General features: G+C 40.5%; 22 protein-coding genes, 1 other RNA gene and 1 pseudogene. 1 reads left to right on the forward strand and 23 read right to left on the reverse strand.

The window, feature by feature from the left end; genetic code table 11:
- Positions 1-8: 8 nt before the first annotated feature.
- Positions 9-1,037, reverse strand: a complete 1,029-nt coding sequence (locus DV740_RS05280) for a zinc-dependent alcohol dehydrogenase (RefSeq protein WP_117841974.1) — start codon at positions 1,035-1,037, stop codon at positions 9-11.
- Between the two features lie 251 nt (positions 1,038-1,288).
- Positions 1,289-2,497: an ROK family transcriptional regulator gene (locus DV740_RS05285; protein ID WP_330415590.1), complete on the reverse strand. Its 1,209-nt coding sequence runs from the start codon at positions 2,495-2,497 to the stop codon at positions 1,289-1,291.
- Position 2,498: 1 nt separating this feature from the next.
- Between DV740_RS05285 and DV740_RS15405 the strand changes: the two genes are divergently transcribed.
- Positions 2,499-2,651, forward strand: a complete 153-nt coding sequence (locus DV740_RS15405) for a DUF6774 domain-containing protein (protein WP_416390273.1) — start codon at positions 2,499-2,501, stop codon at positions 2,649-2,651.
- A gap of 584 nt (positions 2,652-3,235) precedes the next feature.
- Here DV740_RS15405 and DV740_RS05295 read toward each other — a convergent pair.
- From DV740_RS05295 to DV740_RS05395, 21 genes and pseudogenes are all read right to left on the reverse strand, one after another.
- Positions 3,236-3,328: pseudogene (locus tag DV740_RS05295) on the reverse strand (cytidylate kinase family protein); the annotation flags it as partial.
- Positions 3,329-3,341: 13 nt separating this feature from the next.
- Positions 3,342-4,709 carry an MATE family efflux transporter gene (locus DV740_RS05300; protein ID WP_118057233.1) on the reverse strand — a complete coding sequence of 456 codons (1,368 nt, stop codon included), beginning with the start codon at positions 4,707-4,709 and terminating at the stop codon, positions 3,342-3,344.
- Positions 4,710-4,939: 230 nt separating this feature from the next.
- Complete coding sequence (locus DV740_RS14760; protein WP_158561519.1) at positions 4,940-5,104, reverse strand: hypothetical protein; 165 nt, start codon at positions 5,102-5,104, stop codon at positions 4,940-4,942.
- 18 nt (positions 5,105-5,122) lie between these two features.
- Positions 5,123-6,376 (reverse strand): ATP-binding protein, encoded by a 1,254-nt coding sequence (locus DV740_RS05305; protein WP_022244062.1) that lies wholly within the window; start codon positions 6,374-6,376, stop codon positions 5,123-5,125.
- A 285-nt stretch (positions 6,377-6,661) separates the two neighbouring features.
- On the reverse strand, positions 6,662-7,246 hold the full coding sequence (locus DV740_RS05310; protein WP_147337974.1) for a hypothetical protein: 585 nt from the start codon (positions 7,244-7,246) through the stop codon (positions 6,662-6,664).
- Between the two features lie 224 nt (positions 7,247-7,470).
- The gene (locus tag DV740_RS05320) at positions 7,471-8,544 is read right to left on the reverse strand and encodes an alpha/beta hydrolase family protein (RefSeq protein WP_118057232.1); all 1,074 of its coding nucleotides are present in this window, start codon (positions 8,542-8,544) and stop codon (positions 7,471-7,473) included.
- Positions 8,545-8,606: 62 nt separating this feature from the next.
- Positions 8,607-8,780 (reverse strand): chorismate--pyruvate lyase, encoded by a 174-nt coding sequence (locus tag DV740_RS05325; protein WP_117698093.1) that lies wholly within the window; start codon positions 8,778-8,780, stop codon positions 8,607-8,609.
- 414 nt (positions 8,781-9,194) lie between these two features.
- The gene (locus DV740_RS05330) at positions 9,195-10,058 is read right to left on the reverse strand and encodes a C39 family peptidase (RefSeq protein WP_242994221.1); all 864 of its coding nucleotides are present in this window, start codon (positions 10,056-10,058) and stop codon (positions 9,195-9,197) included.
- Positions 10,059-10,188: 130 nt separating this feature from the next.
- Entirely contained in the window at positions 10,189-11,229 is a 1,041-nt protein-coding gene (locus DV740_RS05335) for a zinc ribbon domain-containing protein (RefSeq protein WP_118087560.1), read from the reverse strand.
- A 151-nt stretch (positions 11,230-11,380) separates the two neighbouring features.
- Entirely contained in the window at positions 11,381-12,118 is a 738-nt protein-coding gene (locus DV740_RS05340; RefSeq protein ID WP_118087561.1) for an ElyC/SanA/YdcF family protein, read from the reverse strand.
- Entirely contained in the window at positions 12,115-14,598 is a 2,484-nt protein-coding gene (locus DV740_RS05345) for a YfhO family protein (protein WP_118087562.1), read from the reverse strand. Before DV740_RS05345 ends, DV740_RS05340 begins: the two co-directional genes overlap by 4 nt.
- Before the next feature lie 2 nt (positions 14,599-14,600).
- Positions 14,601-16,499 (reverse strand): LTA synthase family protein, encoded by a 1,899-nt coding sequence (locus DV740_RS05350; protein WP_242994223.1) that lies wholly within the window; start codon positions 16,497-16,499, stop codon positions 14,601-14,603.
- 83 nt (positions 16,500-16,582) lie between these two features.
- Complete coding sequence (efp, locus tag DV740_RS05355; RefSeq protein WP_022244047.1) at positions 16,583-17,140, reverse strand: elongation factor P; 558 nt, start codon at positions 17,138-17,140, stop codon at positions 16,583-16,585.
- A gap of 159 nt (positions 17,141-17,299) precedes the next feature.
- Positions 17,300-17,740: a ribose 5-phosphate isomerase B gene (rpiB, locus tag DV740_RS05360; RefSeq protein WP_022244046.1), complete on the reverse strand. Its 441-nt coding sequence runs from the start codon at positions 17,738-17,740 to the stop codon at positions 17,300-17,302.
- Positions 17,737-18,249 (reverse strand): YqeG family HAD IIIA-type phosphatase, encoded by a 513-nt coding sequence (locus tag DV740_RS05365; RefSeq protein WP_117947413.1) that lies wholly within the window; start codon positions 18,247-18,249, stop codon positions 17,737-17,739. The genes rpiB and DV740_RS05365 overlap by 4 nt, the downstream gene beginning before the upstream one ends.
- A gap of 12 nt (positions 18,250-18,261) precedes the next feature.
- Positions 18,262-18,801, reverse strand: coding sequence for a hydrolase (locus tag DV740_RS05370; RefSeq protein WP_022244044.1), 540 nt, complete (start codon positions 18,799-18,801; stop codon positions 18,262-18,264).
- A gap of 89 nt (positions 18,802-18,890) precedes the next feature.
- Positions 18,891-19,553, reverse strand: a complete 663-nt coding sequence (locus DV740_RS05375) for a J domain-containing protein (RefSeq protein WP_022244043.1) — start codon at positions 19,551-19,553, stop codon at positions 18,891-18,893.
- A 28-nt stretch (positions 19,554-19,581) separates the two neighbouring features.
- Positions 19,582-20,481 (reverse strand): DUF5685 family protein, encoded by a 900-nt coding sequence (locus DV740_RS05380; RefSeq protein ID WP_118057228.1) that lies wholly within the window; start codon positions 20,479-20,481, stop codon positions 19,582-19,584.
- Between the two features lie 25 nt (positions 20,482-20,506).
- The gene (locus DV740_RS05385; RefSeq protein ID WP_118087563.1) at positions 20,507-20,902 is read right to left on the reverse strand and encodes a hypothetical protein; all 396 of its coding nucleotides are present in this window, start codon (positions 20,900-20,902) and stop codon (positions 20,507-20,509) included.
- A 199-nt stretch (positions 20,903-21,101) separates the two neighbouring features.
- Positions 21,102-21,445, reverse strand: an RNA gene (gene rnpB / locus DV740_RS05390) — RNase P RNA component class A.
- A 127-nt stretch (positions 21,446-21,572) separates the two neighbouring features.
- Complete coding sequence (locus DV740_RS05395) at positions 21,573-26,315, reverse strand: DUF5057 domain-containing protein (RefSeq protein WP_118087564.1); 4,743 nt, start codon at positions 26,313-26,315, stop codon at positions 21,573-21,575.
- Positions 26,316-26,326 lie beyond the last annotated feature (11 nt).

Below are 26,326 nucleotides of genomic sequence, written 5' to 3' on the forward strand. Positions count from 1 at the left end.
CGAACTCCTTACTTTTCACTGACGTTGATAATTACTTTCATCGTTGTCTCGCGGTTATCATCAATATACTGGTATGCCTTCAGATAATCTTTAAAAGCAAATGTCTTTGAGATAAGCGGTTTCAAATGAACTTTGCCCTCATTTACCAGTCTGATTCCATCTATATAATCATCATGGCGGTACATCATCGTGCTCTTAATGTCAAGTTCGTGGTCATTTGCCACTGCAAGATCTACTTCTGCCATTCCTGCAAAAACAGCCACCAGTACAATCGTGCTTCCTTTTCTTGCATATTTAATTGCCTGTCCCATTGTGATATTGTTTCCGGCACAGTCGTAGATTACATCCGCCTTATCCGGTCCAAATGCTTCGATCATTGCCTCACCAAAGTCTTTATCTTTGGTATTCACACACACATCAATTCCACATTCTTTTGCCTTTGCCAGTCTAAGATCACTGATATCTGTGATCATCACTTTCGCTGCCCCCATTCCTTTTGCTGCCTGTGCTACAAGATTTCCGATCGGTCCCGCTCCAAGGACTGCAATATTCATGCCAGCCACATCACCCATCTGTTTTACACCATGAACTGCCACAGCAAGAGGTTCGATCATAGCTCCTTCTTCATAGGACATATCTTCTGGAATAGGTGTTACTTTAGATGCATCCACTGCAAAATACTCAGATGCTGTTCCTGTCGTTTGAAATCCCATTACTTTTAATTCCTCACAGAGATTATACTTTCCATGACGGCATGGATAGCAGTGTCCACAATATACCTGTGGCTCTATCGTCACCTTCTGTCCCACATGAAACTCTGTGACATTTTTTCCAAGTTCTGTGATCTCACCGGAAACCTCATGTCCCTGTGTTACCGGATATTTTGTAAACGGATGTTTTCCATGATAAACATGAATATCTGATCCACAGACACCAATATTCATAATCTTTACCAAAACCTGATTTTCCTTTACCTCCGGAACCGGAACCTCTCTGAAAATAATTTCTCCTGGATTTGTCATTACCTGCTGTAACATAATTGCTTCCTCCTTTTTTATATTGTTTTATTTTATGTTTTATTAAATGTTTTATTAAAGTAATTACATTATCATCCTTTAAACATATTTTGTCAATATATTTCTCTCAATTTTACGCATTGCACAATTTGCAGATATGCTTTTTGTATATATTTTCTAATCAACGCACAAAAAACGGAAAGAAAACCTCACTTATCGTTTCCTTTCCGTTTTTTTGCTCACACTTCACTCTGTTTTCACACTATAATAATTTATATTTCCATCATATGTTCCGCAAAAAAATATTTCGCAGCTCCAACAGCCGACGCTTCTTTCCTGTACGAACAGTTCTTCAGGTATGAAACATCATGTTCAAAACCATTATATGCCATCACTTTTTCTCCCAAAGGTATCATATAATCTGAGAGTACACCTCCGACATCGCCCCCCAGTATGATATCCATATCATATGCCATCCGTAGATTTGATATCAAAACAGCAAGATGATCCAGATACTCATTCCATATCTGTAAAACCTTTTTATCTCCACTTTCAAGATTTTCCATAAATGCATCCAGCGACTGCCTGTTATCTTCCGTCAGTACACTTGCAGCACAATATGCATCCGCGCATCCTGATTTACCACAATAACATTTTTTTCCACCGGGAACAAGTATCATATGACCAAACTCTCCTGCTTTCTGGTTTTGTCCGCGATACAACTTTCCATCTATGCAGAAAGCACCGCCTAATGTATGATTCAAAGACAGATATATCGCATTGGGATACTTCTGCTTTTTTTCTGCAAGCATGGCTGCATTGGCATCATTTTCAAAATACACCGGCATTCCCACAGCCTGCTCTAAAAAGCGGAGACTATAGTTCTCTATCCCTAACGCGTGGGATTTTAAAACAATCCGTTCTTTCTGATCGATAATTCCCGGGATCGCAATACCAATTCCAAGCAGTGTCTCCTTCGCAGGCTCGTCTGCCAGAAAAGTTTCAACCTTTTGTGCCACCTCTGTACAGTAGGATAATTCTGCCGTAAATTTTAAACGGATGCGGTCTTTTTTTACGATCTCATCTCCAAGATTTACCAGTACCATTTCGATATGATTCGCAGTGATCAAAAGCCCCATTGCATGACAATATGACTTATTAATTCCTATACTTTTTGCCTTTCGTCCGCCTGTCGACGCATACTCGCCCACTTCTTCTAACAGTCTTTTCTCCAACAGGTCATTTACGTTTGCTAACACAGTCGGCATACTCAGATTTAATTCTTTCGCGAGCTCCGCTTTGGACATAACCGGATGATTCAGCACATAATTGATGATTTTTTTTCTTGCTATATTTCTTTTATCTTTATTTTCCGTTTTTTTGTCCTCTTTTATTAAATATTTTATAAAAGAATTATATGCTTTTTTATTCTGTTTGTAAAGGGACGATCCGTTAACGCTAAATATCTTATGGACAACCACTATGTCAAACTGTACAAATCTTTTTTACCTCTCCACAATTTCCTGCCAGTTGTCCGAATGCCTGTCGACCGATGAGCTTACGCTTCTTGCCGCAGACCTAGTGGTATTAAGTGATATGCTTGCAAATCTTGCTGCCCGAAAATCAGTCCTTTGATATGCTATTCTTGCTGTTCCATTTTTTACATATATCGTACCGCATTTTATAAAACCATTCTTTTCAATCAGCCTTTGCATAGTTTTATTATCCGCATGAGTATCTACCCTGATATTTAAAGAAATCTTTTTACAATAGTTTAAAGCACACGGAAACAAGCCATGTACCTGACCATCTCCGGCAAGCCTGTGAATCGTCAGATATGGTTCTTCATTCAGCCAGTTACCGCCCTCAATATGCTTATAAGTAGGTTCTGTACCATCAAACAATGCAAATACCCCGTGGATTCCATTCTTGTCATATATTACCTTACATGCATTTTTATCAATATCAGATTTTATCAGATCTGCATCCGGGTAAAAATGTCCCCATTGAGTCGGATTTCCGGACTTTATCATATAATCCTGTGCATATCTGTAAATTTTCATAATTTGCTCTAAATCTGCTATTTCAGCATTTTTCACATTCAGCATGCCTTTTATTTACCTCCACATTTTTCTTATGTTACCCAATTCTTCTGTCGTCAAGCAGCTACTCTTCCTCTGTATCATACTTCACTTTCCAGAAAAAGAAAAGGTACTGCAAAAATACAGTACCAAGTTTTTTGCCACTTCTTTCCCCATAAACCGTCCGCCGCTTCCAAACTCTCTGCTGATTGTAATGATTCTTTTTGCCATAGCTGACTCCTCCTTAACTTAAACTTTCCACTTTATTCTTCCGGATTCTCTTTAAAAATACATATCCCACAAGGCATGCAGCAATCTCTGTTATCGGGAATGCCCACCAGATTAAGGAAACGTCCATCTGTCCATTTCTGACTAAACTGGAGAAAACACCTGCCAGCGGTAATATGATGACAAGCTGTCTGAGCAGTGAAATCACAAGCGACTCCAAACCGCCGTCCAATGCCTGATAAATTCCCTGATATGCTACATTGATTCCGGCGAAAATAAAGCTGATAGAAATAATTCTCATGGCTCCGATAAAATATTCCCTTGACTGTCCTGCATTAAATAATGTTGCAAAAGCCCCAGGGAAAATTTCTGTAATCGCCACACCCACAATCATAAGCACAATCGTATAGATTAAGCCATATCTGATTCCATCCTGAATCCTCTTCTTGCTATGCATTCCATAGGCAAATGCAATAATCGGCGTGATTGCATCTCTAAGTCCAAAGGCAAGGAAGAGTACAAACTGCTGTACTTTATAGAACAATCCATATGCGGTCTGAGCCGAAGGACTGAATTTTAAAATCAGATTTATCACATAAACCATAATAGACATAAGCGCCTGTCCAATAATTGCCGGAAGTCCGATTGCATAGATTTCCCTGATAATTCTGCCCTCTGGTTTCATAAACTTTACACCATGCTCAAATTCCTTATTTAATTTTACATGGAAAATAAATAACAATGCTGCTGATACCACCTGTCCGATTACGGTTGCATAGGCTGCGCCCTTTACTCCCATTTCAGGAACCGGTCCGATGCCATAAATCATAATTGGGTCAAGAATAATATTTACCACTGCTCCCACAACCTGACCAATTGTTGAATAAATGGAACGCCCGGTTGCCTGTAACAGTTTCTCAAATAGCGAGAAGGAAATAATTCCAAATGAAATCACACAGCATATTCTTAAATAGCTTGTCCCCATTGCAATGACTTCCGTATCAACGGTCTGGGATGAGATGTATGCTTTTACTCCAAACATTCCAAACAGCAGACATACTGCATAAATAATCACTCCAAGAAATAAACTGTTTCCTGCAACTTTTGCAGCTTTTTTACTTTTTCCCTCTCCCAGTGTTCTCGCGAGAAGTGCATTGGTTCCCACACCGGTTCCGATTCCCACTGCTACCATAAGCATCTGAACCGGAAATACTAGTGTAAGTGCATTAAGTGCAGCCTCACTTCCTGATTTCATGTTTCCTACAAAGGCACTGTCTACAATGTTATAAACCGCCTGCAATGCCATAGATAAAATCATCGGTATTCCCATCTGCACCATAAGCTTATTTACCGGCATATCCTTCATCTTGTTACTTTCTGCCATCTTAACTTAATCCTCCTTTTTCCACCTGCAGAAGCTGCCACTGGAAGCTTCTTACGGATATTTGGCAATATAAAAAGTGCGCACCTATCTTATAAGTTGGACTTACGCTGATAAGCTACACACTTTTTCATTGCATTATAAAATTACAAAAACGAGCAGCAAAACTGGATTTACGCAATTTTGCTACTCGTTCAAAAGTCATTATATTTTTCTTTTTGGAAAAAGTCAAATTATTTTTCTCTCGTTTTATACTCATCCCATGTTCCACCATATATGCAATTTTCAACGTAAGCCATGCCTAAATTGTAACCTCCACTTACCTTTCTCATTATTTCCTTATCCAAAATCTCAAAGTACTTACTATTATTTATTTCGGATCTATCACCAAAGAACACTTATCATCTCCTTCCATACTAAAACTCCAAACTATCCTCATTGAGCAGAAAATATTTCATGCCCATGATCACAAAGCCTTCCTCATTTCTCCAAGGCTTTTTTGTTCCATTTACTATAACAATCTTCTTAAATGAATCCGGAATATTTCGGAGTGAATTAAGTTCCTGTGTTTGTTTTTCCTCAGAAGTCATATCATAAGCCACCTGAATGTAATATCTCTGACTGCCCTGGTTTACTACAAAATCAACCTCTAGCTGCTTATGAACTCTCTTTCCGTCACTATTCTTTGCAAATACATCCACAATACCAACATCTACATTGTAACCACGCACAAGCAACTCATTATAAACAATGTTCTCCATAATATGAGTCGGCTCCTGCTGTCTGAAGTTTAGTCTGGCATTTCTAAGTCCTATATCCGAAAAATAGTATTTCAGATTGGCTCCTACATATTTTCTCCCCTTAATATCATACCGGTCCGCTTTAGAAATCAAAAATGCCTCTGCCAAATAATCAATATGATTGGATATAGTTTTATTACTGTAATTGATACCTCTCTCACTTTTGAAAGTATTTGATATTTTTGTTGGATTGGTAGGTGCTCCTATGGCAGAAGCAAGAATGTCCACCAAAGTTCCAATCTCATCAACATTTTGAATTTTATTCCGCTCTACCACATCCTTGATATAAACATTGGTAAAAATATTTTTAAGATACTCAGCCTTCTGGCGTTCTACAGAAAATTGTGCCACTTGTGGTAAACCACCGTATATCATATATTCTTCCCAAGCATCATCATAATCTCCATCATAAGCCGCATAGAACTCTGCAAAAGACAACGGATAAATTCTTATTTCATCTCCTCTGCCTCTAAATTCAGTTACAATGTCACTAGATAAAAATTTAGAATTACTGCCGGTTACATACACATCAATGTTACTGATACGAAGCAAACTGTTCAGCACTTCCTCAAATCGTGGCATAAACTGTACTTCGTCCAAGAGCAGATAATACTTCCGGTCATCTTCCACCCGTTCTTTAATATGCTGATAACACTTCTTTGGATCTCTCAGTTCCTCATTTTCAATGCCATCTAAAGCAATCTCAATGATGTGGTCATTATCTATGCCACTCTCCAGTAAATACTTCTTAAACAACACAAATAACAGGAATGATTTGCCGCATCTCCTGATTCCTGTGATAATCTTAATCATTCCGTTATCTTTTCTTATCTTTAACTGTTCAAGGTATGAATCTCTCTTAATCTCCATAGTGTCACTCCTTATTTTTGTGCATTGCACGAATTTTGGTAATGTTATTTTATCACTAAATTATTTTCACTTCAATAACCATTACTATTTTTTGTGCATTTGCACTTTTTTATGTAATGATTATAGATAATATGCAAAAAGGATACCTACACCATGTCCTGTAACACGATATAAGTATCCCTTTGCTTGATAACTACAACACATATAAATAGACTCTCAGAGATTAATCAATTTTTCCCAAAATCTATAATTTGACGGGTATTCCAAACACCACAAATCTTCTCCTTATGGAATATCCAAAGTATGGTTTTCGCTTTTGGTATAATATTGTGTTGCTTCCTGATTCCCCATTCTAACAGTAAAGAAGCCATTTTCTATGCCTGCATGTTTCATAAATTCATCAATATCATCATTAGAATAAGTCAATCCTACATATACAGGATCATCGTTCATCATATACCGCCAAAAAAGAGCATATCTCTGAGCAACTGCATCATGCTCTGCTCCCCGCATATGTTCCGAGTAGGGAACCCCAACACCCTTGTCATTTGTAAATAATGCATGCTCTTTTCCGTCTGAAGAAACATATTTGAAGTAATGATTCTGTCCGAAATCAATTATATTGTTACAAGCTTTTATTTCTAATAACTTATTTGTATCTATTTTAGGAATCTGGTCTGCTGTAAATCGAACACCTGCAACTTCATATGTTTCTCCATGTTTTCGTACCTTAGAGCTGTCATTATTGATAACCAGCAACAACAAATCAGAAATATAACTATTTTTTTCTGATGCAAACGATGAATATATCTCTGAATAAGCTACAGAATTATTACCTCTCACATATAAATCAATCATCCCATTTTGCATAGTTTGTTACCGTCTTATTGGTAACCTTAAGTTCTTTGCTGACTTCAATAGGCGTGAACTCTCTTTTGTAGTTCTTCATGAGCAGCAAGAGCAATTCTTTTTCTCTACTTTTTAGATACGAAAGGCTTCCTTCCAATTTTTCGCTGTTTGAGCTCTCCGGCAATTCACAAACCTTATTTGAATACAACAGTACCATGCGAAGGAAATAATACACTATTTTTTCACTATTTTACATTATTCTTTTCACTATCTTCTTCCTGCTCCTGCCCTCCCAGAAACGCCTTTATCTTCTCACCATCCTCTGGTCGGATTTCTCCGTGGGAATTTCCATCAAAGGTGATATATTCGTAGGTCTTTCCTGCCTGCTCTAATGCTTCTGTTAATTTATCTGCCTGTGCAACGGATACTTTTTCATCTCCGGTGGCATGAATGATAAGCAGCGGTGTATTAATTTCATCCGCCCAATAGGTTGCAGAACGTTTCTCATATTCCTCCGGCATCTCTTCCGGGGAACCGCCTACCAAAGAATCGAATATGGTCTGCATATCACTTCTTTCCTCATATGACATAAAGCAATCGGAAAGGCCAGATACGACAACTGCCTTATGCACCCGCTCATCCCTTCTTAACACTTCATAAGTCATCATTCCGCCTCTGGAAATACCCATCATATTTATGGCATCCTCATCAATATAGGAAAATTGCTCACACAAATCCAAAATCCGGACCACATCATCCACATCTGCTCCGCCAAACTGGTCTTCTCCTTCACTGCTTCCACATCCCCTATAGTTTGATGCAATGCAAATGGTATGAAGCTGATAGGCATAAAAGCAGATTTCTATATTTTCCAATGCTCCGTAATCCTGATTTCCACCATGATTATAAATAAGACAGGAAGTCTTTTTTCCATCCAGTAAATCTTTTGGTGCACTGAAATATCCTTCAATTTTCAATCCATCGCTATCATAATAAAACCGATAAGATACATATTCTGATAAATCGATTCCTACCTGGCTCTCATAATCTTCCATATCTATTTTTTCATATTCTGTAATTCCAGCCTGACGAAAGTTCTCTTCTACCAGCTCGTCTGCGTCCAAAGACTCTTTATCCGCAGGTGCAGTTTCTGTTTCCGATTCTGATTCTGATTCCATCTGCGTCTCTGTTTCCGTTTTATTTTCTGTCTCAGTCTTCGTTTTATTTTTTTTCTGATTTCCTGCCACTACAACTCCAATCACTGCCAGAATAACAATTCCAAGCAGTACCCCCATTCCAATAACCTTTTCCTTTTTCATAATTTTTGCTAAACCTCCCGCCTTGCCGCTTCGATTTTCATCTTCCCTAACTCCTTTATCCTCTATTCTATAATCTCATACTGCATCAGTTCGTATTTTAACTTGCTTCCCTCCATAATTTCTGCCGGAAGAAGTGCTCTTGCCACAAGTTTTAAATCATCTGAAGCAATGTCTGTCCTCTTTAAATTTGCATAGTCTCCATCGATGGATACGACTTCGTAATACCATGTTCCCATATTCTATAGCTCCCTTCTTGTTAAAATATTTGTAAAGGAGTGGGAAATATGATGCCGGTTTTCTTCCGGCGGAATGTGATGTAATATCCACAGTATTTACCGGAATGTGGATGCATGATAAAGACTGTTAGGGGCACTTGGAATTTTGTCTGACATCAGGCAACGCTGGCACAGGGATGTGCCAGCGAGGTGCATCTGAGCATGGATGCGAATTTGCACCGGTTGCCAGAAAAAAAATAAAATTTAAATCAAAATTCTTAGTACCCCTTACAGTTTTTATGCAACATTCACATCCGGCAAATGCTGTGGATATTCAAACACTACCGTCGAAAGATTACCACCAGTCTCTTTCCCACTCGCCTTTCAAATCATTTTATCAAGAATTATAGCAGATTTTCGTAAAGAATGCCACTTCTACTGATACACCCACAAATCCCGGATCTGGCTCATAAGGTCTTCTATCTTCCATGCCTTATTACTGTTCTTTTTACTATTGGAATCATTCACTGTTATTTTTCCATCGGAATCTACTCCTGTTAATACAATAAAATGTCCGGATGTGGTAAAATCTCCCGGTCCCATGATACAGATAATCGGATGCCCCTGGGATAATTCCTGCCGGATGCTGTCTTCATTTAAGCTCAGTTCCTGCGCGGATAAGCCAAGCTTTGTGGCAAGTTCCGTCATCATACTCCAGGAAGATCCGCTTCCATTGACATAGAAGCCATCCTCCTGTGCCATCTGGGCAACGGCATAAGGATTCATGGATGTATCTCCGGTCAGTCCCACATAGACCATGGACAATGCCGTCGGACCACATCCTGTAATTGCAAGGAAATTATCTCCATAGGTTCTATAGCCCCAACGCTCGTCCCACTGAAGGAAAAGCGGTATTTTACCATCTGTTACATCCGATGAAATATCAATCGGCTGCTCGTTGTTTCCATTCTTCTTATAATCAAGCACAAACTGTCTTGCTTCTTCATTTTTCTCGTAAAGTTGTACCAGGCTTTCCGGATACCCCTCTGCCGTAAGTGTTGCCTCTGATTTTACATTCCAGTGATTTAAGAAGCCTTGCACAAATGATGTTCTGCCCGCGGCAAAAACTACCAGCAGAATTATTGCTGCCACAAATATTCTTTTGATTCTTCGCATTCTTCTTGCTTTTTTCCGGCGCATGCTCCGCTTTTTTATGTTCGTTGCATGTTGTGTATTCCGCTGTCCGGCTGCTCCTGATTGTTGTAAATTTCGTTGTCCTTCCTGTTCTGACTGCATCATAAAAAACACCCCTTTTTCATTCTTTACTCTTAGTAAAGCACACGAAAAAGGAGTGTTCTTAAAGATATTCTATTTCATTTCTTAGATTATTCTTAACAGAAAAATAAATTTCTAAATGATATATTAATATTTACCAGTCGCTATCCCAGTCAGATGAATTAGAATCCCAGCTGTCATTGGAATCCCAGTCATATCCACTGTCTGAACTGCTGTCCGAGCTGTCTGAGCCATAATGCTCTTCATAATATCTGCTGTCTTCAAAATTGGTAATGCTGTTATCCCAGTCATAGCCATTCTGATAAGTCATTTCATAATCAGAACGGTTATTTAAAATATCATCCGGTACCTCATCACTGTCTATCTTATCATAGTCATAACCATCATACTCGAACCAGTTATTGTGGCTGTGTACATAGACCGTATTTTGGTACTGGTAATAACTTGCCTTCTTGTAATTATGTATCGGAATCAGAACGATTAAAAAGCACATCAGGAAACAAACGGCACAGGTTAAGAATTTCTTTCCGGCAAATCCCTGATATATCTTTTCAAATACCGTACTTTTTCCCCTTAAACCACAAACAATAAGGTCTAATATCACTGCCACCGGTGCTGCGGCAATCAGTGCAATAAAAAGTGCTGTTCCAATTCCCCGGTATAATGTATCTAACACAAAGAGTACAAAAGAACCAAAGAAGAAAAGAAAAAATGCTCCAATCCCGGCAAAGGTTCTTCCTATTACCTTTCCTGTTGACATTGGCTTTCTGTTATTTCCATAACTGCTTCTTACATTTCCAGCCCGATTATGTTCCTTCTGGTTTAAGATTTCCTCTTTTAACTTAAGATACAGCTCATTTACCGCATAGGCTTCATCCGTTCCCTGATAGCGGATCGCCCGCTCGCCGTTTGCCTTGTTCTTATAGACAATAACATTCTGTCCTTCCCGGTAAATACCAAAGGCCTTGGGCTGTGTGTAATTGATTCCGATAAAGAATCTCGTCACTTCATAAGGCGGCAGATTCCGTGCCTGATACCACTGCTGCAATTCTTCAATGGTTTTTGGCGTATGATCCGCAGTACGCTTTACTGCCTGATTGGTGGCTCCACAGTAAGGACATTTTTCATCTGTTTCCTTAATGATGGAGCCACAGTATTCACATTTAATCTCCATAGCTATATAAACCCTTTCTCCATAAAACTCCTGTTACTTTTTATACTATTCTATTCTTCCACCCGATGCAAGCCCATTTAGAACAAAGAATGTGCCTTGGCACACATCAAAGTCTCCGGTCAGTCTTTGACTTTTCCATTCATCCGCATAATTACAGCAAAAATTTTATCTCTGCTAAAAATTCCCGCAGCATATTATTTGGAAGATAAACCGGTGTAGACTTTGCTGCTATTCCACAGACATTGTCCAGTCCGTATTTTCGTGCAATCTGCTTTGCCCGGAACAGATGAAAATCATTGGTGATAATTCCAACGGATGCCCCATCTTTTATCAGTGCCTTGCTGTACTCCATATTCTGCTCTGTATTTAAGGACTTATCCTCTAAGAGAATCCGGGACGCATCAATCCCCTGTTCTTTTAAATACTGTGCCATTCCTTCGGCTTCGGAATATGGTTCATTTGCACCCTGTCCGCCGGATACGATACAGATTGTCTTTGGATTATCCTCTAAATATTCCACTGCCTCATCCAGCCGGTATTTTAACGCAGCACTTGGTCCGCTTTCCCTCACCTGTGCCCCCAGCACAATAATATAGTCAAGTCCCGCTTCGCCTTTTTCATGCATCTGACTTATGATACAGCCTTCTACGATGAAAAATGCTGTAAATCCCACTGCAACGACAGCAATACAGATTCCCTTAACCAGCCGGGGAACTTTCTTCCAGAAAGATTTCCAGATAGAATACCCAAACAGGAAGAAAAGTACCGCCAGCCCAATCCACACAAGAAAAAATGATGTTCCGGAACCCGTTGCCAGTACCATCCCCGAATAAACAACACAAAGTAGCGCCAGTACCGTAAATATCAGAAATGTTATTTTTTTCTTCATGCCCTCTCTCCTCGTTTTCTCACAACAACCGGTATCCAGGTAATACAAAGGAATAAGAACAATGCTCCACCGGAAAGCAATGCTCCCAGTTTCAGATTCGGTGTTGTATATTTTAATATAATATCATGGCTGCCTTCTTTTAATGGAATGCTGATAAACGCATCGCAGAAATGCTCATAATCCACTTCTTCCCCATCCACAAAGACATGCCAGCCTTCATCATCCGGCACGGACAGCAAAAGAGTTCCGGCTTTTTTTACGTTGATGCTGCCTTCGATTCTGCTGTCACTGTAGGATTTTAACTCCATGGTCTGCTGGGATAATGTATGATATGCTGCCTGAAATGCTGCATCATTTAACCGGTAGCCCTGCACCAGTATCTGATCCGTATCGGCAGAAGTCAGCGTAATATCTTCCCCAGCCTCACAATAGCCCAAATCCAGTAAATAGACATGGTCACATTTAGAAAATGTCCGCATGCGGTTTCCAGTGGTTGCGGTAATGGTTTTGGCATCCTTCATCGTATAATAGCCATAATAATAGCCACTTTCCGTTACCTGAATCACCGTTTTTCCATCATGTAATTCTGCATCTACCGGCTCTAAAAGATTCTCCGTTGCACCAAGGGCATAGGCGAGTTCATTCTGTGCCATTATCGGTGTTCCAAGGGTAAAATCCCACTTTTCCGTCAAATCACTATCTACCATAAAACCAAGTGGCAGTGTATAAGTATTTTCATATAAATATATGCCATTCTGTTCTGATATCAGACTTCGATACGGACTTTCCTCTTCTGCACTGTCCGTCAGGATATATTTTACCGAAAGCAGCGAGGAAGTAAGCATCGTTGCACCATTATAGCAGTAATAATTCTTACCGCCTTCCATTCCCATCTCCCGATAGAAATCTGCCACATCTTTATTTATAAGAGAAGAAAAAATAGATGCGGATGCATAGTTTGAAAGTGCCGACTCATTCTTCGTCATCCGGTTAAACTTATCCATACGGAAGAAACCGTCATCCTCTGCTCCTGCTGTCTCCGCCAGTGTTTTATAATCCTCTAAATGCTGGGTATACAGCGTCCGGCTGGTAGTAGAAATACTGGTCGTGTCAAGATTTACGCCTGCCTCGGCACATACCAGAAGCACCGCAAATATCGATACGATAGTCCGCATCGTCTTATCCTTCCGCCGATAGAATAACAGCAGAAGTGCATAACCTAAAATCAAAAGTCCTGTTAAAAGCATCTGCTCTGGTGTCACCTGTTCTAAATCTGTAAACCGGAAGCATAAAACCAATATCAGCTCCGCTAACAGGAATGCGAATAGGATTTTAAAAATACTATTGCCTTTTTCTTCCCGCACTGCCTCATAACCTAAGGTCAGCAGTAAAAATGCAAATAAAAAGGTCTGTCTTGCCGGAAGTCCATCCGGGAAATGAAATCCATGCCAGATAAAATCCAGCTTATTATTTGCAAAGCTCACAAAGAAAAACGCCACCAGTAAGAGTCTTGGAATCTTTGCACCAATTCGGATCCTGCGATTCAAAAGATAAAGGAATAATAATAATAAAATTGCCGCTCCGCAGTAAAGATTTGGCATATGTCCTATCGTAGAAGACGGCTCGACACCAATGCAGAACCTTGCTGCTTCATCCAGCAGGCCAAAATACCACTCCATTTTTTCCGGAAAAGAGATTCCACCGGAACCACTTCCGCTTAATGCCACTATCTCCGGCAGAATCAGTACTGCTCCCATACCGCCTGCCAGGATGGAGCCGGTCGCAAATTTAAGAATTGCTTTTCCTATCCCGCTTTTCTGCTCTAATATCAGAATCACAAAATAAAGCACCAGATAGATGCAGACCATAATGGAAATATAGTAGTTTGAAAGAATCGAAACCGCCAGTGTTACCACATAAAGCGTCATCTTCTTTCCTTCTACCAGTCTTTCCAGACCCAGCAAAATAAGCGGCAATAACACCACCGTATCCAGCCACATAATATCCCAGTTATAAGCACACATAAACCCGGATAACGCATAGAATACCGCAAATAAAGCAATGCGATATCCATTATCTTTATAATGCCGGTTTAAGTAAAATGCAAAAGTAAGTCCGCTAAGTCCAGTCTTAATTAAAATCAATACCGTCATAAATTCGATAACCAGATTAGACGGACATAATAATAACAGCCAGTTAAAAGGACTGGATAGATAATATGCCATCAGGGATACAAAATCTGTACCAAGCCCCAGATTCCATGTATATAATAACCCGCTTCCGCTCTTTAACTTATTCATGAATTCCGTAAAAAACGGTGCATACTGGTGATACATATCAATATGCAGAAAACACTGATTGCCAAAAGGATAAATCTCATGGCCGATACAGACTCCCAGTGCAAGAAAAAATGGAATGCAAAAAGCCAGTATTAACGGCATCTTCTTATTGTTTTTGATTCGAAGTAATCTTTCCTTCATTTCTATTTTTCTCCATCCCAGTCAAATAAAAGATAATACTGCAGCGTCTGATAATTAAGCCATGCATCACTGCCTTCTGCTTCCGTATGCTGCGTGGAAATCAATGGCATCTCCTTCTTCTGTTCCAGTAAATAATTCTGATAATCCGACAACGGAACTCCTGCTGCTTCCATCATCTGTGCCCCCAGATAGTTGGCACTGCTCTCCTGATTTACCGCCTCATCAATATCATAATTTGCCCAGATAACATAAGGCACCTTATAACGAAGCTGATTTTCTTTTTCTGTTAAATCAGAGGATGATTTGCCTTCTAAATTCCAGATTGGCTCCACCACCGCATCTGTCGGCTGGTGGTCACCAAAGAATACGATAACCGTAGGTTCGTCCTGTGTCTCAAAATAATCAATCAGCTTTTCCAATGCTGCATCCGATAATTTTACCAGTGTCAGATATTCCAATAATTGGGCAGATACCGTTCCATCTACTGTAACATTTCCCTGAAGATTCTGATAGCCGTCGGTATATGGGCTGTGATTCTGCATGGTTACATTAAAGATAAATGCCGGCGTTCCTGCATCCTTCTTCTCATATGTCTCAATAATCTTATCCACACAGGATGAATCATCAATATAGCCCCGCTCATAGGTGGAACCATAGAAATCTGCAGAAGAATAAAAGCTGTCAAATCCCAGCAGCGGATATATCTTATCCCGGTTCCAGCCGGACGCATAATACGGATGCATGGCATAGGTCTCATAGCCCAAGCTCTTTAGATAGGATGCCATGCTTGGTGTATCCTTCGTAATATACTGCTGATACGGAATACTACCAGCCGGAAGAAATGCCATGGTATCTCCCGTTAAAAATTCAAATTCCGTATTTGCTGTATTTCCACCCTTCACCGATACATTCAAATATCCGGTCTGGGTATTTTCTGCCCCCTGTTGCAGGCTGTGAATAAACGGCATATAGTCTTCATTTACCGGAAGTGCCTCATCGGACAGGACCCCCAAATCGGAAAAGGCTTCATCCATAATGACGATAACATTCGGAAGCTGGTCTGTTGTTTCTTTCTGATTTGTGAATTCCTTTCCAACATTATTTCTCTGGTCGGATGCCGTCCAGTCAAGACCATCCTCATTTTCTAATAATTCCTTTGCCTTTTCAACAGAATATCCTTCCGGCTTCTCCACCTTAAGATACTGCATATCCATAAGAAACGTCACTGCAAAGCCATTTCGTTCATACATGACTGTAGGCGTAAAAAGGAACGGATAAAGCTGTAATTCACTTACCATTGCATCATCCTGTACCATCCAGCCAATTCCTGCCATACAGGCAACAGAAATCACAGCACTACCTGCGCGGAGCAATATCTTTTTCCGTGAAATATGAATCTTTGCATAACGCTCCGTAAATGCCAGAAAGAACATCAGAAGAATCAACGCAATCTGACGGGACGGCAACATATAATTATAGCCTCCGGCAACACTGGCTGCCGTTCCAAGAGACAGCAAATCCCATGGCACCACCGGAGAACCACGGAAGGAAATGACATAATAATTCGCAATGCTCAATGCAATTCCAAGAATTGTTTCCGTACGAAGTGCAATCACTGCACTTCCGGTAATTGCCAGCAGCAGCCACACAAAAGCCTCAAATAAAATGAGATTTAGAATTTGTGCTCTCCATCTGGTTCTTACAAAAGGATTATATGTCATAAATGCAGTAATATAAAAAAGCAGAACCGGATATCCGAATAAAATCACATATTTCAGCCATTTTGGTGCTTCTGCATGATAAATCCTTTTTATGAAATTTTTCTTTTTTCTGCTTTCTTCCTGCATGACCTGTGTCCTCAACTTTCCATTCTCATTACCATAACCTGCTGGTACTGCCACTAATAGTTCCTTCCTAATGCCCGGCAACAGAAAAAGGAGTTTCAAAACAACTGTTTTGAAACTCCCACGTATTTCGCATAAAATTATACTCTGGATAAATACTCACCAGTTCTTGTATCGATTTTAATGACATCATCCTGCTCTACGAATAATGGAACCATTACAGTTGCACCAGTCTCAACAGTTGCAGGTTTTGTTGCACCTGTTGCAGTATCACCCTTGAATCCAGGTTCTGTCTCTGTAATCTGAAGTTCAACAAACAATGGTGGTTCAACAGCAAATACGTTGCCATTGTGAGAACAGATTTTACACATTTCGTTCTCTTTTACAAATTTTAATGTATCACCGATGGTTGTCTTATCTAAAGCAATCTGCTCATAGTTTTCAACATCCATGAAGTAATACAAATCTCCGTCAGAATATAAATACTGCATATCTTTACGGTCGATACGTGCCTGTGGGCATTTCTCTGTTGGACGGAAAGTTTTCTCAACTACACCGCCACTCTTGATATTCTTTAATTTGGTTCTGACAAATGCAGCACCCTTTCCAGGTTTAACGTGCTGGAATTCAATAATCTGATAAATATTTCCTTCTAATTCGATTGTAATTCCGTTTCTGAAATCTCCTGCTGAAATCATCGATATTCCTCCTAATTTTCGTTGCTAAGCACCATAAGACGCTGCCATCGGCAGGTTCTTATGGGTATTGGAAAAAATTCTCATTCCAAACTTGTCACTCACTCGTTCTATTCTATAATAAAACAAGCCATTTTTCAACCTTTTTTTTGTGACTTTACCCTATCTTGATTCAATTTCATGAATCATGGCAATACGTTTTTCATGTCTGCCACCCTGAAATTCTGCATTCAGGTATGCTTTTACAATATCTTTTGCCTTCTCGATTCCAACAATTCTTGCTCCAAATGCGATGATATTGGCATTGTTATGTTCTTTTACCAGATGCGCAGTTGTTACATCAGAACATACTGCTGCACGGACACCTTTTACCTTATTAGCAGCTAAAGAGATTCCAACCCCGGTACCACAGATTAATACGCCACAGTCTACTTCCCCGGCTGCAACTGCACGTCCTACTTTTTCACCATACTCCGGATAGTCACAGCTCTCGGTAGAATCTGTTCCGTAATTTACAACTTCATGTCCCATTTCCTCTAAATACTTTTTAATTGCAAATTTCATTTCGACTGCACTGTGGTCATTTCCAATTCCGATTTTCATAATTTTTCTTCCTTCTTTCTCTTCCTTGTATAAAAAAATAACACAATTTTCTCCAAGTATCTCTTTAAAACAATCTGTATTTCTTCTTTCGGATGTATCGGTTTTACCAGAATTGTACGGATTCCCGCACGGTTTGCCCCATACACATCAGTAAATATCTGGTCTCCCACAAATAACGTATTCTCCGTGGTGGTTCCCATCTCTTCCATTGCCTTAAGATAATTTTTCGTTGACGGTTTTCCTGCCTTGTAAATATAGGAAACATTTACCGCATCATTGAACATCTTCACCCGTGGTTCCTTGTTATTCGATAACAGCATACAATGATAACCCAGCTCTTTTAAATGAGCAAACAGCTTTTTTGCCCGCTCATCCGCCGGTGCTCCGTGTGGAACAAGTGTATTATCAATATCAAAAATAATGCCCCGGTATCCCTCTTCATAAAGTTTATCAAAGTCAATGACATAGGTAGAATCCAGATATTCATCGGGATAAAATCTTTGCAGCATATCCTGTCTCCTTTATTTAATCAGTGCAGAAATCTGTTTAAATACCGGTCCGCCTGCCTTACGTGTCAATTCAAATAAAATAGCTTCCTTAGATGTAATCAGAATGCCTTCCTGTTCCGCTCTCTTTAAACCAAGTTCCTTATCCAGTTCTTTTCTTGAAGATACACAGTCTGCTACGATAACCGGCTGATACCCTGCTGCCTTTAAATCAATGGCTGTCTGAAGTACACAGATATGTGCTTCAATTCCACAAATCAGGACATTTTTACGCTCTTTATCCATTGCTTCATATACCGCTTCTGTTTCATATGCAGAAAATGTGGTCTTGTCATATGCCACATCACTTCCAATTGCTTCACAAATCTCCGGAATATTATTTCCTAATCCCTTGGCATACTGTGTGGTCAATACCATCGGTATTTCCAATAAATTAAGTCCCTTTAATAATGCAGCAGAATTTGCCACAAGTTCCTCTCTTCCTGACATTGCCGGCAAAATCTTCTCCTGATAGTCAATTACAATACATGATGTATTTTCAGCTAAAATTCTCATTTCTAATCTCCATTTCTGTTTTTTCATTCTACAGTATAGCAGAAGTTTTCATTCTTGCAAATAAAAAAGATCTTCAAAAATATGGTTTTCTAATATGGTCTGAAACAACAGCAGTTACATAAAAGATTCAATAACAGCATACTCATGCACCAGCCGCTGCTGCCGGAATATGGCCGTTCATATTCACCGCCTCTGCTCTGATACCAGGTTCCGCCAAACTCTAACTGCTGCTGCAGCTGACGATATTCCATATTACTCGGTTCCATATTGACAGCCTGACTGGCATGCTCCTTTGCCGTTACATTATTACCGCTTCCGGCATTGGCAATTGCACTGTAATAATACCAGCGTGCCGTTCTGTCAGAAATGCCATCTAACACATGCAATGCTTCTTTAAAGCAACGATTCCGGATGTAATTTGCAGCCGCCTGCATCTCTACCGATTCACCTGAAGCACTGCTGCCATAACCGCTGTTTCCATATGCACCATTGGTTCTGCCATAGCCAAAACCACCATAACCGTAAGCGCCACCGCCGCCGTAACCGCTTCCATAGCTGTAACCCTGCTGTTTCTGTTTCATAATCTGGTCATAAGCCATCTGTACTTCTTTAAATTTTTCTTCTGCCTGTGCACGGTCAGGATTATTTACATTGGCATCCGGATGATATTTGCGGCTCAGATTCCGGTATGCCCGTTTGATTTCTTCATCTGTTGCTCCCGGAGCTATGCCCAGCACTTTGTATGGGTCCATACTACTTACTCCTTCTTAATTCTTAACTTCACTTTGTTGCACTTTTCCTGTCTGCCTTCTGTTTTTCGGCTTTCTGTTTTTCAAGAAGCTTCTGCTGCTTCCGCTCACGTTTCAGTCTGTTGTACTCATATTTCGTCCAGACTCCGGAATATAATACATTCCGCAGAATGTCTGCATGCATAAGAATTGGCAGACGTTCAAAGGACTTGGCACACTCTGACATCATACTGGTCAGCAGCAGCTTCACAAAGGTATCCAGATTCTGCATATCCTCTTTCCGCTGTACCCGGAAAACATTGTATGCATTTTTACGCTTATCTGTTTCAAAATCCTCATAGGCATCCATCAGATAAATAAACTTTCCTAAATAAAATCCAAAATATCTGAGTTCTTCTGCCCATATATCTTCCCGCCATGCAAAAATTTCGCCCAGCATGGTTCCTGTCAGTCCTGATATTTTATCAATATTGGATTCCTGTGCATCCTCTGCCTTACCCAGTTCTTCGATATAGGTTTCTACTGCCTTTACCTGTCTTGGGTATTTTGCCATGATGCGATTATAATCTTTTCCCAGCATTCTGGCAAATGCTTTTTTCGAATAAGAACGATTGTCTCTCCAGTCATCTTCAAAATTCTGGTAGGAAAGAATAATATTCATATCAGCAGCATATTCTGTTGCTTCATTGATTCTGGCTGTCCGTTTTTTCGTCGGATGCAGCGCACATACAAAATCTGTGCTTTTATCCTCCAGCTCATAAAGTCCGGTCAGAAGCACTACCAGAAATGTCATGTCATAGTTTAAAAGCATCTGGCCTTTACGGCCGGAAACCTCCTTTAGTTTCTGACAAAGTCCGCAGTAATAACCCTGGTAAATCTTTTTATTTTCATCTGATAATTCATTACGATTGATATTTACATATCCAAACATACTGCTTCCTCCAAATAGCTACAGCTTAACTTTTCTTTATGAATTCCATTCTGCATTTTGGACAGGTAATGCAGATTTTACCTTTTCCTTTTGGAACACGAACCTTCTGTTTACATCCCGGACAACGATAAAACCGGTAAATCTTACGCTGCTGCCACTGTTTCTTCCATGCATCCTTTTTTACCACCACACGATATTTTGCATTCAAATACTTCTGATTCTGTGCATACATCTTGGAAATGTTCTTCGAAAACATACGATAATAAGTATACACCAGAAGAACAATTCCAGCTATATAAAATATACCAAGGTGACTAAAAATTGAAACTACCAGTAATATCAGTGCAATTCCAAGATATAATCTTGATAACTGATCTACTCCATATCTTCCTGACATAAATCTCGCTAACTTCTCTTTCAAATATAAGACCTCTCTTCTTTTTATATCTACGCACCTGCCACCGGCAGTTCCTTACGGATGCTTACGCAAAAATATGGTGATATGTATGTTCACATATCACCATACCCTGATATTCATCTTAAGTCCCCTGCTTTTCTGTGTCAACAGAGTTATTGTCTTTTAAGAAACATTTTAGAATTACATTAGATTTGATAGTAAGAAACCAAGCAGGGCTGTAAGCCGGGTTATGTTGAAAATGGTCATCTATCTAGGACGGCTGTTGCCAACCGCCTCAAGCAACCTACCTTAAGCTGGCGGGCCACGTCAATGCTTAAATCTGGTCTTGCTTCGAATGGGGTTTACAGAGCCATCTCTGTTACCAGAGATGCGGTAGTCTCTTACACTGCCTTTCCACCCTTACCAGTTACCTGGCGGTACATTTCTGTTGCACTTTCCTTGGAGTTGCCTCCACCGGACGTTATCCGGCATCCTGCCCTGCGAAGCCCGGACTTTCCTCGTCTGTATGTCTTTCGACAATGCAGCCGCGACCATTCACCCTACTTGGTTCTTCATGGTTTTATTATATGGTAACGTTACCAGTTTTTCAACCTTTTTTTCGATTTTACGGATTGCTTTTCCGGTCTTATACGATTTCGTTTCCATTTTTCCAATAAAATTTTTTTCTTTTGTTCTAATCCAAATCAAACAGCGTTGTTCCTAATATTTTCATAGATGCACTGCTCTGTGGAATGCCCTGGGCATTTTCACCCAGACCATAGCTGTCTCCATAATAGTCAAAGGTACTGACTGCATGAACTGCAATCCGCATATTACCATTGGTAATTGCCTCCTGTACTTTTGTATCCGTCAGATTATGAACTGTGACTTTATACACTTCCCCGCTCTTTAAGCCTCTCAGTCTTCCGGCAGAATCTGTCGTAACCGTATCTCCGTTTACTGCTTCTGTTGTGATATACACCTGATTTTCTGCTGCCTGTACCGGAATTGCAATACTGCTGCCATTCTTATCTACCATGGAATAATCCACACTGATTTCCTTATCCGATGTGACGAGATTCGAATCTGTTACGGTGTAATAAAAACTTACTTCATTTTCCAGTGCCTTATTTCCGATGGCATTATCAGTATGTACATAAACAGCTTCCTTTTCTGCTGAAGTACGGCTTCCATTCTCTAAAAGCTTTACTACCGGATCTTTGATTCTTGTCTTGTACGCTGCAACAATGGTATTAAAGAATAACTGCTTCTCATTCACGTTACTTATTGTACTGTGTCCCACACCGGAATAGGTAATATTTCCAATGTTGTAAATATAATAATTGTTCCGCACATCATTCGGGGAACTGGTATAAATCGCCGAACCATCACCGGATGCACCCAGACAGTACCACACTACAATATCACTGTTTTCATCTCCATCCATATCCTCATCCATATTCAGCTGATAATACTGGTAATGGGTATTAGCTATCGTAATCTGACTGCCAATCTCATATGGATAATGGGTAATCTGTCCATCATTTACCTGGGTTGCATACATGCTGGCATTGTTTTTCAGGTTTCCAAGAGAAACATCATTTCTTTGTGTTGGTAACGGAAGTGTACGCCACATCATGTACTGGTTATAAGCATACTTTGCTTCCGTTGTACACTGCCACGGAGCATTATAATAATAATGGAAATTGATTGCACCATAAGTATAACCCTGTGTCTGTCCATAGGACTGCTTCTGATTCGTTCCCGGTACATACGCAATATCCTTATCACTTCCTAATACTGCAGAAGTCAGTGCCCCGCTGCCATCCGGATTCTCCCTTGTAGTTACGCCACCATGTGCCGTATCAATGGTTCCGGTTGTTATCTCATTGCCAGAGGCATCTGTAGTAGTACTGATGTCTAAAAGCTGTCCTTCCTTTAATAGCAGGGAACGAAGCTGTGCCGCCTGCGGGTCTTTGGAAGTCCTCTCATTATAAGTAATTCCATAACGGTCCATTCCAAGAACACCACGGAATTTCTGGTTTACCGTATAGCCCCAGTGACGTTCTACCTGGTTAAAATCTCCTGCATTACCCTGGTTGCTAAGCCAGCCCGGGTTCCATCCATTATCGCCATCCGGATTATCCTGACAGTACATCTGCTCGGTTGCCACATTGACAAAGGAAGAGGTATCATGGGTAAACAATACACTTCGTCCGCTGACAATATAATCATCTACTGCTGTCAGTGTGTCAGCATTGGTCATATCCGAATAACTGTCCTGGAAACCAAAGATTAACATCTGATAATCCTTCAGCTGTTCAAAGGATGTATATTTGCCATCGAAATCGCGCATTGGAATGGCTGTAATTTCAAACCGGACTCCCTCTGTATTTTCAAAATTGCTGATAAAATTCCGCACGTCACCATCTGTAGAAAGATTAAAGTAACCGCCCCATTCATTATTATTTCCCATAATCTGAAGCACCTTAACAACCTGTACACTATCATCACCAGCTGGTCTTGATACAATCGTATAACCTGTCTTTGCTGTACGGATATAGGCATTGGTGGTCTGAGTCAGTTCCAGTTTCCAGGTCAGCATACCACGATAGTCACCTGGAATGTCTTTTTCAAGATAGTACTCCTGTCCGCTGCTCAACTGATATTCTCCAGCTGCATCCCGGTTGACTTCATTGCCGGAAGCATCAAAAATGATGCAGTCCTTCTGCCGTTCGGAATAGGTATCATTTTCGATAAATTTACCATCGGCATTCATATCAAAATAAAGTCCTGCATGATATACCGTAGCCGCACTGGCATCTACGGAACTGTCAATCCGGAAGCGGTAACGCAGCGTATAGACTCCGGAATCCTTCTTATCGGTACGGATTTCTACTATTTTATTGCCATAATTGTTATCCGTAGTACGTGCTGTTCCTGTACTTAATGCCGTATCACTCTCTTCTACTCCGGTAGACGGATTGAGCATGGCAAGTTTAACCTTTGGCATATTAATATAGTACCGGAAGCTGCTCTCATCATTTGGCTTGCCTTCGGTATCCAGGTAAAAGACATTATCCTGTGCCAGATTTTCCTTTGCGAACTGATATAAAACAGAAGAATTATCTACCACCTTTGCATTGATTTCACCTTCTGTGGTCACAAAATTCTGTGCAAAAAGAACCGGATATTTCGCTCCGAGGAATTCTTCCAGATCACGTTTCTTGCTCTCTGTTATATCATTTCCGCTGGCACGGTATACTCCTACATTTCCTACTGTAACGGTAATTTCCTGACGGTCATTTCTATTCTTTGGATTATCATACTGGAAACCACTGATGGTCTTTGTTGCGGTAACGAGCTTACCTAATCCGCTGTCCCACTCATCCCGGTCACCGTATGGGTCTCTTGAGCTGTCCGGATTGCCTCCATAGAGATAATTCGATGTATTATTATCTACATAATCGGTATCTAAAAGTCCGCCAAGAATAGCCTTTCTTAAGAATGCATCCCCGGTATGTGCATAGACCAGTCCGTTCATCAGCGAATCATTATAAACCGTATTTCCTTCAGCATCACGGTTCATATAATCCCCCTGAAGCTTTGCATCAGAATTTCCATTCTCTCCGGCATAACCAAGCCCAAAGTAAACCAGGTCGTATTTCATATTCATGTCTTCGATTTTACCAATAAACTCCGCTGAAGTCATCCGGGTAATGCTGATATTTTCAATGGCAACACCTGTCCAGTCTGCCAGCTTCTTTTTGGTAAGAATCCTGTCATCAGCTGTATTTTCATCAAGATACAGTGCGCCCATTGCCGGTTCGATATCCAGCACCCGCAGCTCCTCTTTATCACTAAAGGTTCTCTCATACGGATAATTTAAAATATACTGTAAGACCATGTTCTTTGAAAGCGTGGTATCAATCGCATCCGCTGATGTACGGAGGGTATTCTCCTGTTCAATCAATGCCCGGACGGATGCAAATCCCTCCGCCTCCTGCAGCTCCTGTGGAAAAGCTTCCAGCAGACCGGTAAATACATGCTGACGTACCCCGTCTGCATCTGTCATTTTCATGCAGTAAACATTATTTTCCGCATAATTAGTATCATTGCCGGTGTAATTGCTGTTTAAAGAAGCGGTATCACATAATTCTGCCGCATCCACAGACTGCGGGTCATCCTTTAACTCCTTCTGGATGCTCCACACCACAAGCTTTGCAATATCAGAAGTATTATAATCAGTAAGTGCACTTTCTAAGACAGTGGAATCAATAAGAACCGGTGCTTTTCCTAAAATTTTCTTATATATTTTATCCACCTGTGCAAGAAGCTCCGGAGAAGAAAGCTGATATTTCATTCCGGTATCATAACCCTGTCCGCCGATATAAATAAAATCCATACTGGATACATCTACAGAAGCAAGTCCAGACTCTGTCACTGCCGTTACTTCCACCTTTAAATCATCCTTGGACAATGCTCCTAATACATAGTCCCGGAACAGGTTATTATTATAAAGTCCACCGGTATACCAGACAGAACCCATCTCCACCTGACAGGACTGATTTGCACTGTCCTCTTCCGCTGTTCCCGGTACAAATGCAAATGCACCATCCCCTGATGCAGTATATGAATATGGTTTTACAGCATCTAACTGTGCCAGATAATGCCCATGTTCTGAATCTGCTCCAACGTAGTAAAAATCTGAAATATAGTAATAATTACCACCTGTCATAGGATTTTCAACTGCTTCATAATAACCATCTGTTCCATTATCCCGGTACTCATATGGCTGGTTATATGGTGCTTCATCCCTAAGTGGTGTTCTCCGTTCAAATTCTACTGCATAATCCCCAGTTGCATTATAAGAGAAGGAAACTACATTGGGATTATAGTTTCCGTCATAATCCTGCCGGTAAGCATAATGTCCCTCAGCAGTAATTGTCTCATACTGTTCTTCCGGAAATACCAGCTTCTTGTAGTCCTTCTGCTGCTCCTCTGTCGGGAAAAAAGTCTCCTCATAAGCTTCTGCATAAAGTGGTGTCTTAGATGTATCACCGGAAGCTATCTTCCCGTCCTCCAAACGCTGCTTTAAGCTGTTGATATAATTCATTCTCTCCTGCTGCGTATTTTCGATACCATTCTCTGCAAAGTAAGCCAGCATTCCATCTGCCAGGGCTACCGGCTCACTGCCCGCTGCAAGATAGCCCATTTCACTTTCTGCTCCATCCGGCATAATCTCTAAAATCCGATAGGTCTTATCTTCTGTTGCCATCTTCTGTGCAACGATACTTTCCACCCCCGGCAGTACTCCGTTTGCTGAAGTCTCTACCGGCCGGAATGCAGCAACCGCAACTGTTATACCTGCTACTGCTGCTACCGTTGCCTGAATGATTCTCTTTCTGGAATTTTTCAAAGAATTCTTCCGTTTCATATATCCTGTCC

The organism is Roseburia sp. AF02-12, from assembly GCF_003461765.1.
GTDB classification, from domain to species: Bacteria; Bacillota; Clostridia; order Lachnospirales; family Lachnospiraceae; genus Roseburia_C; species Roseburia_C amylophila.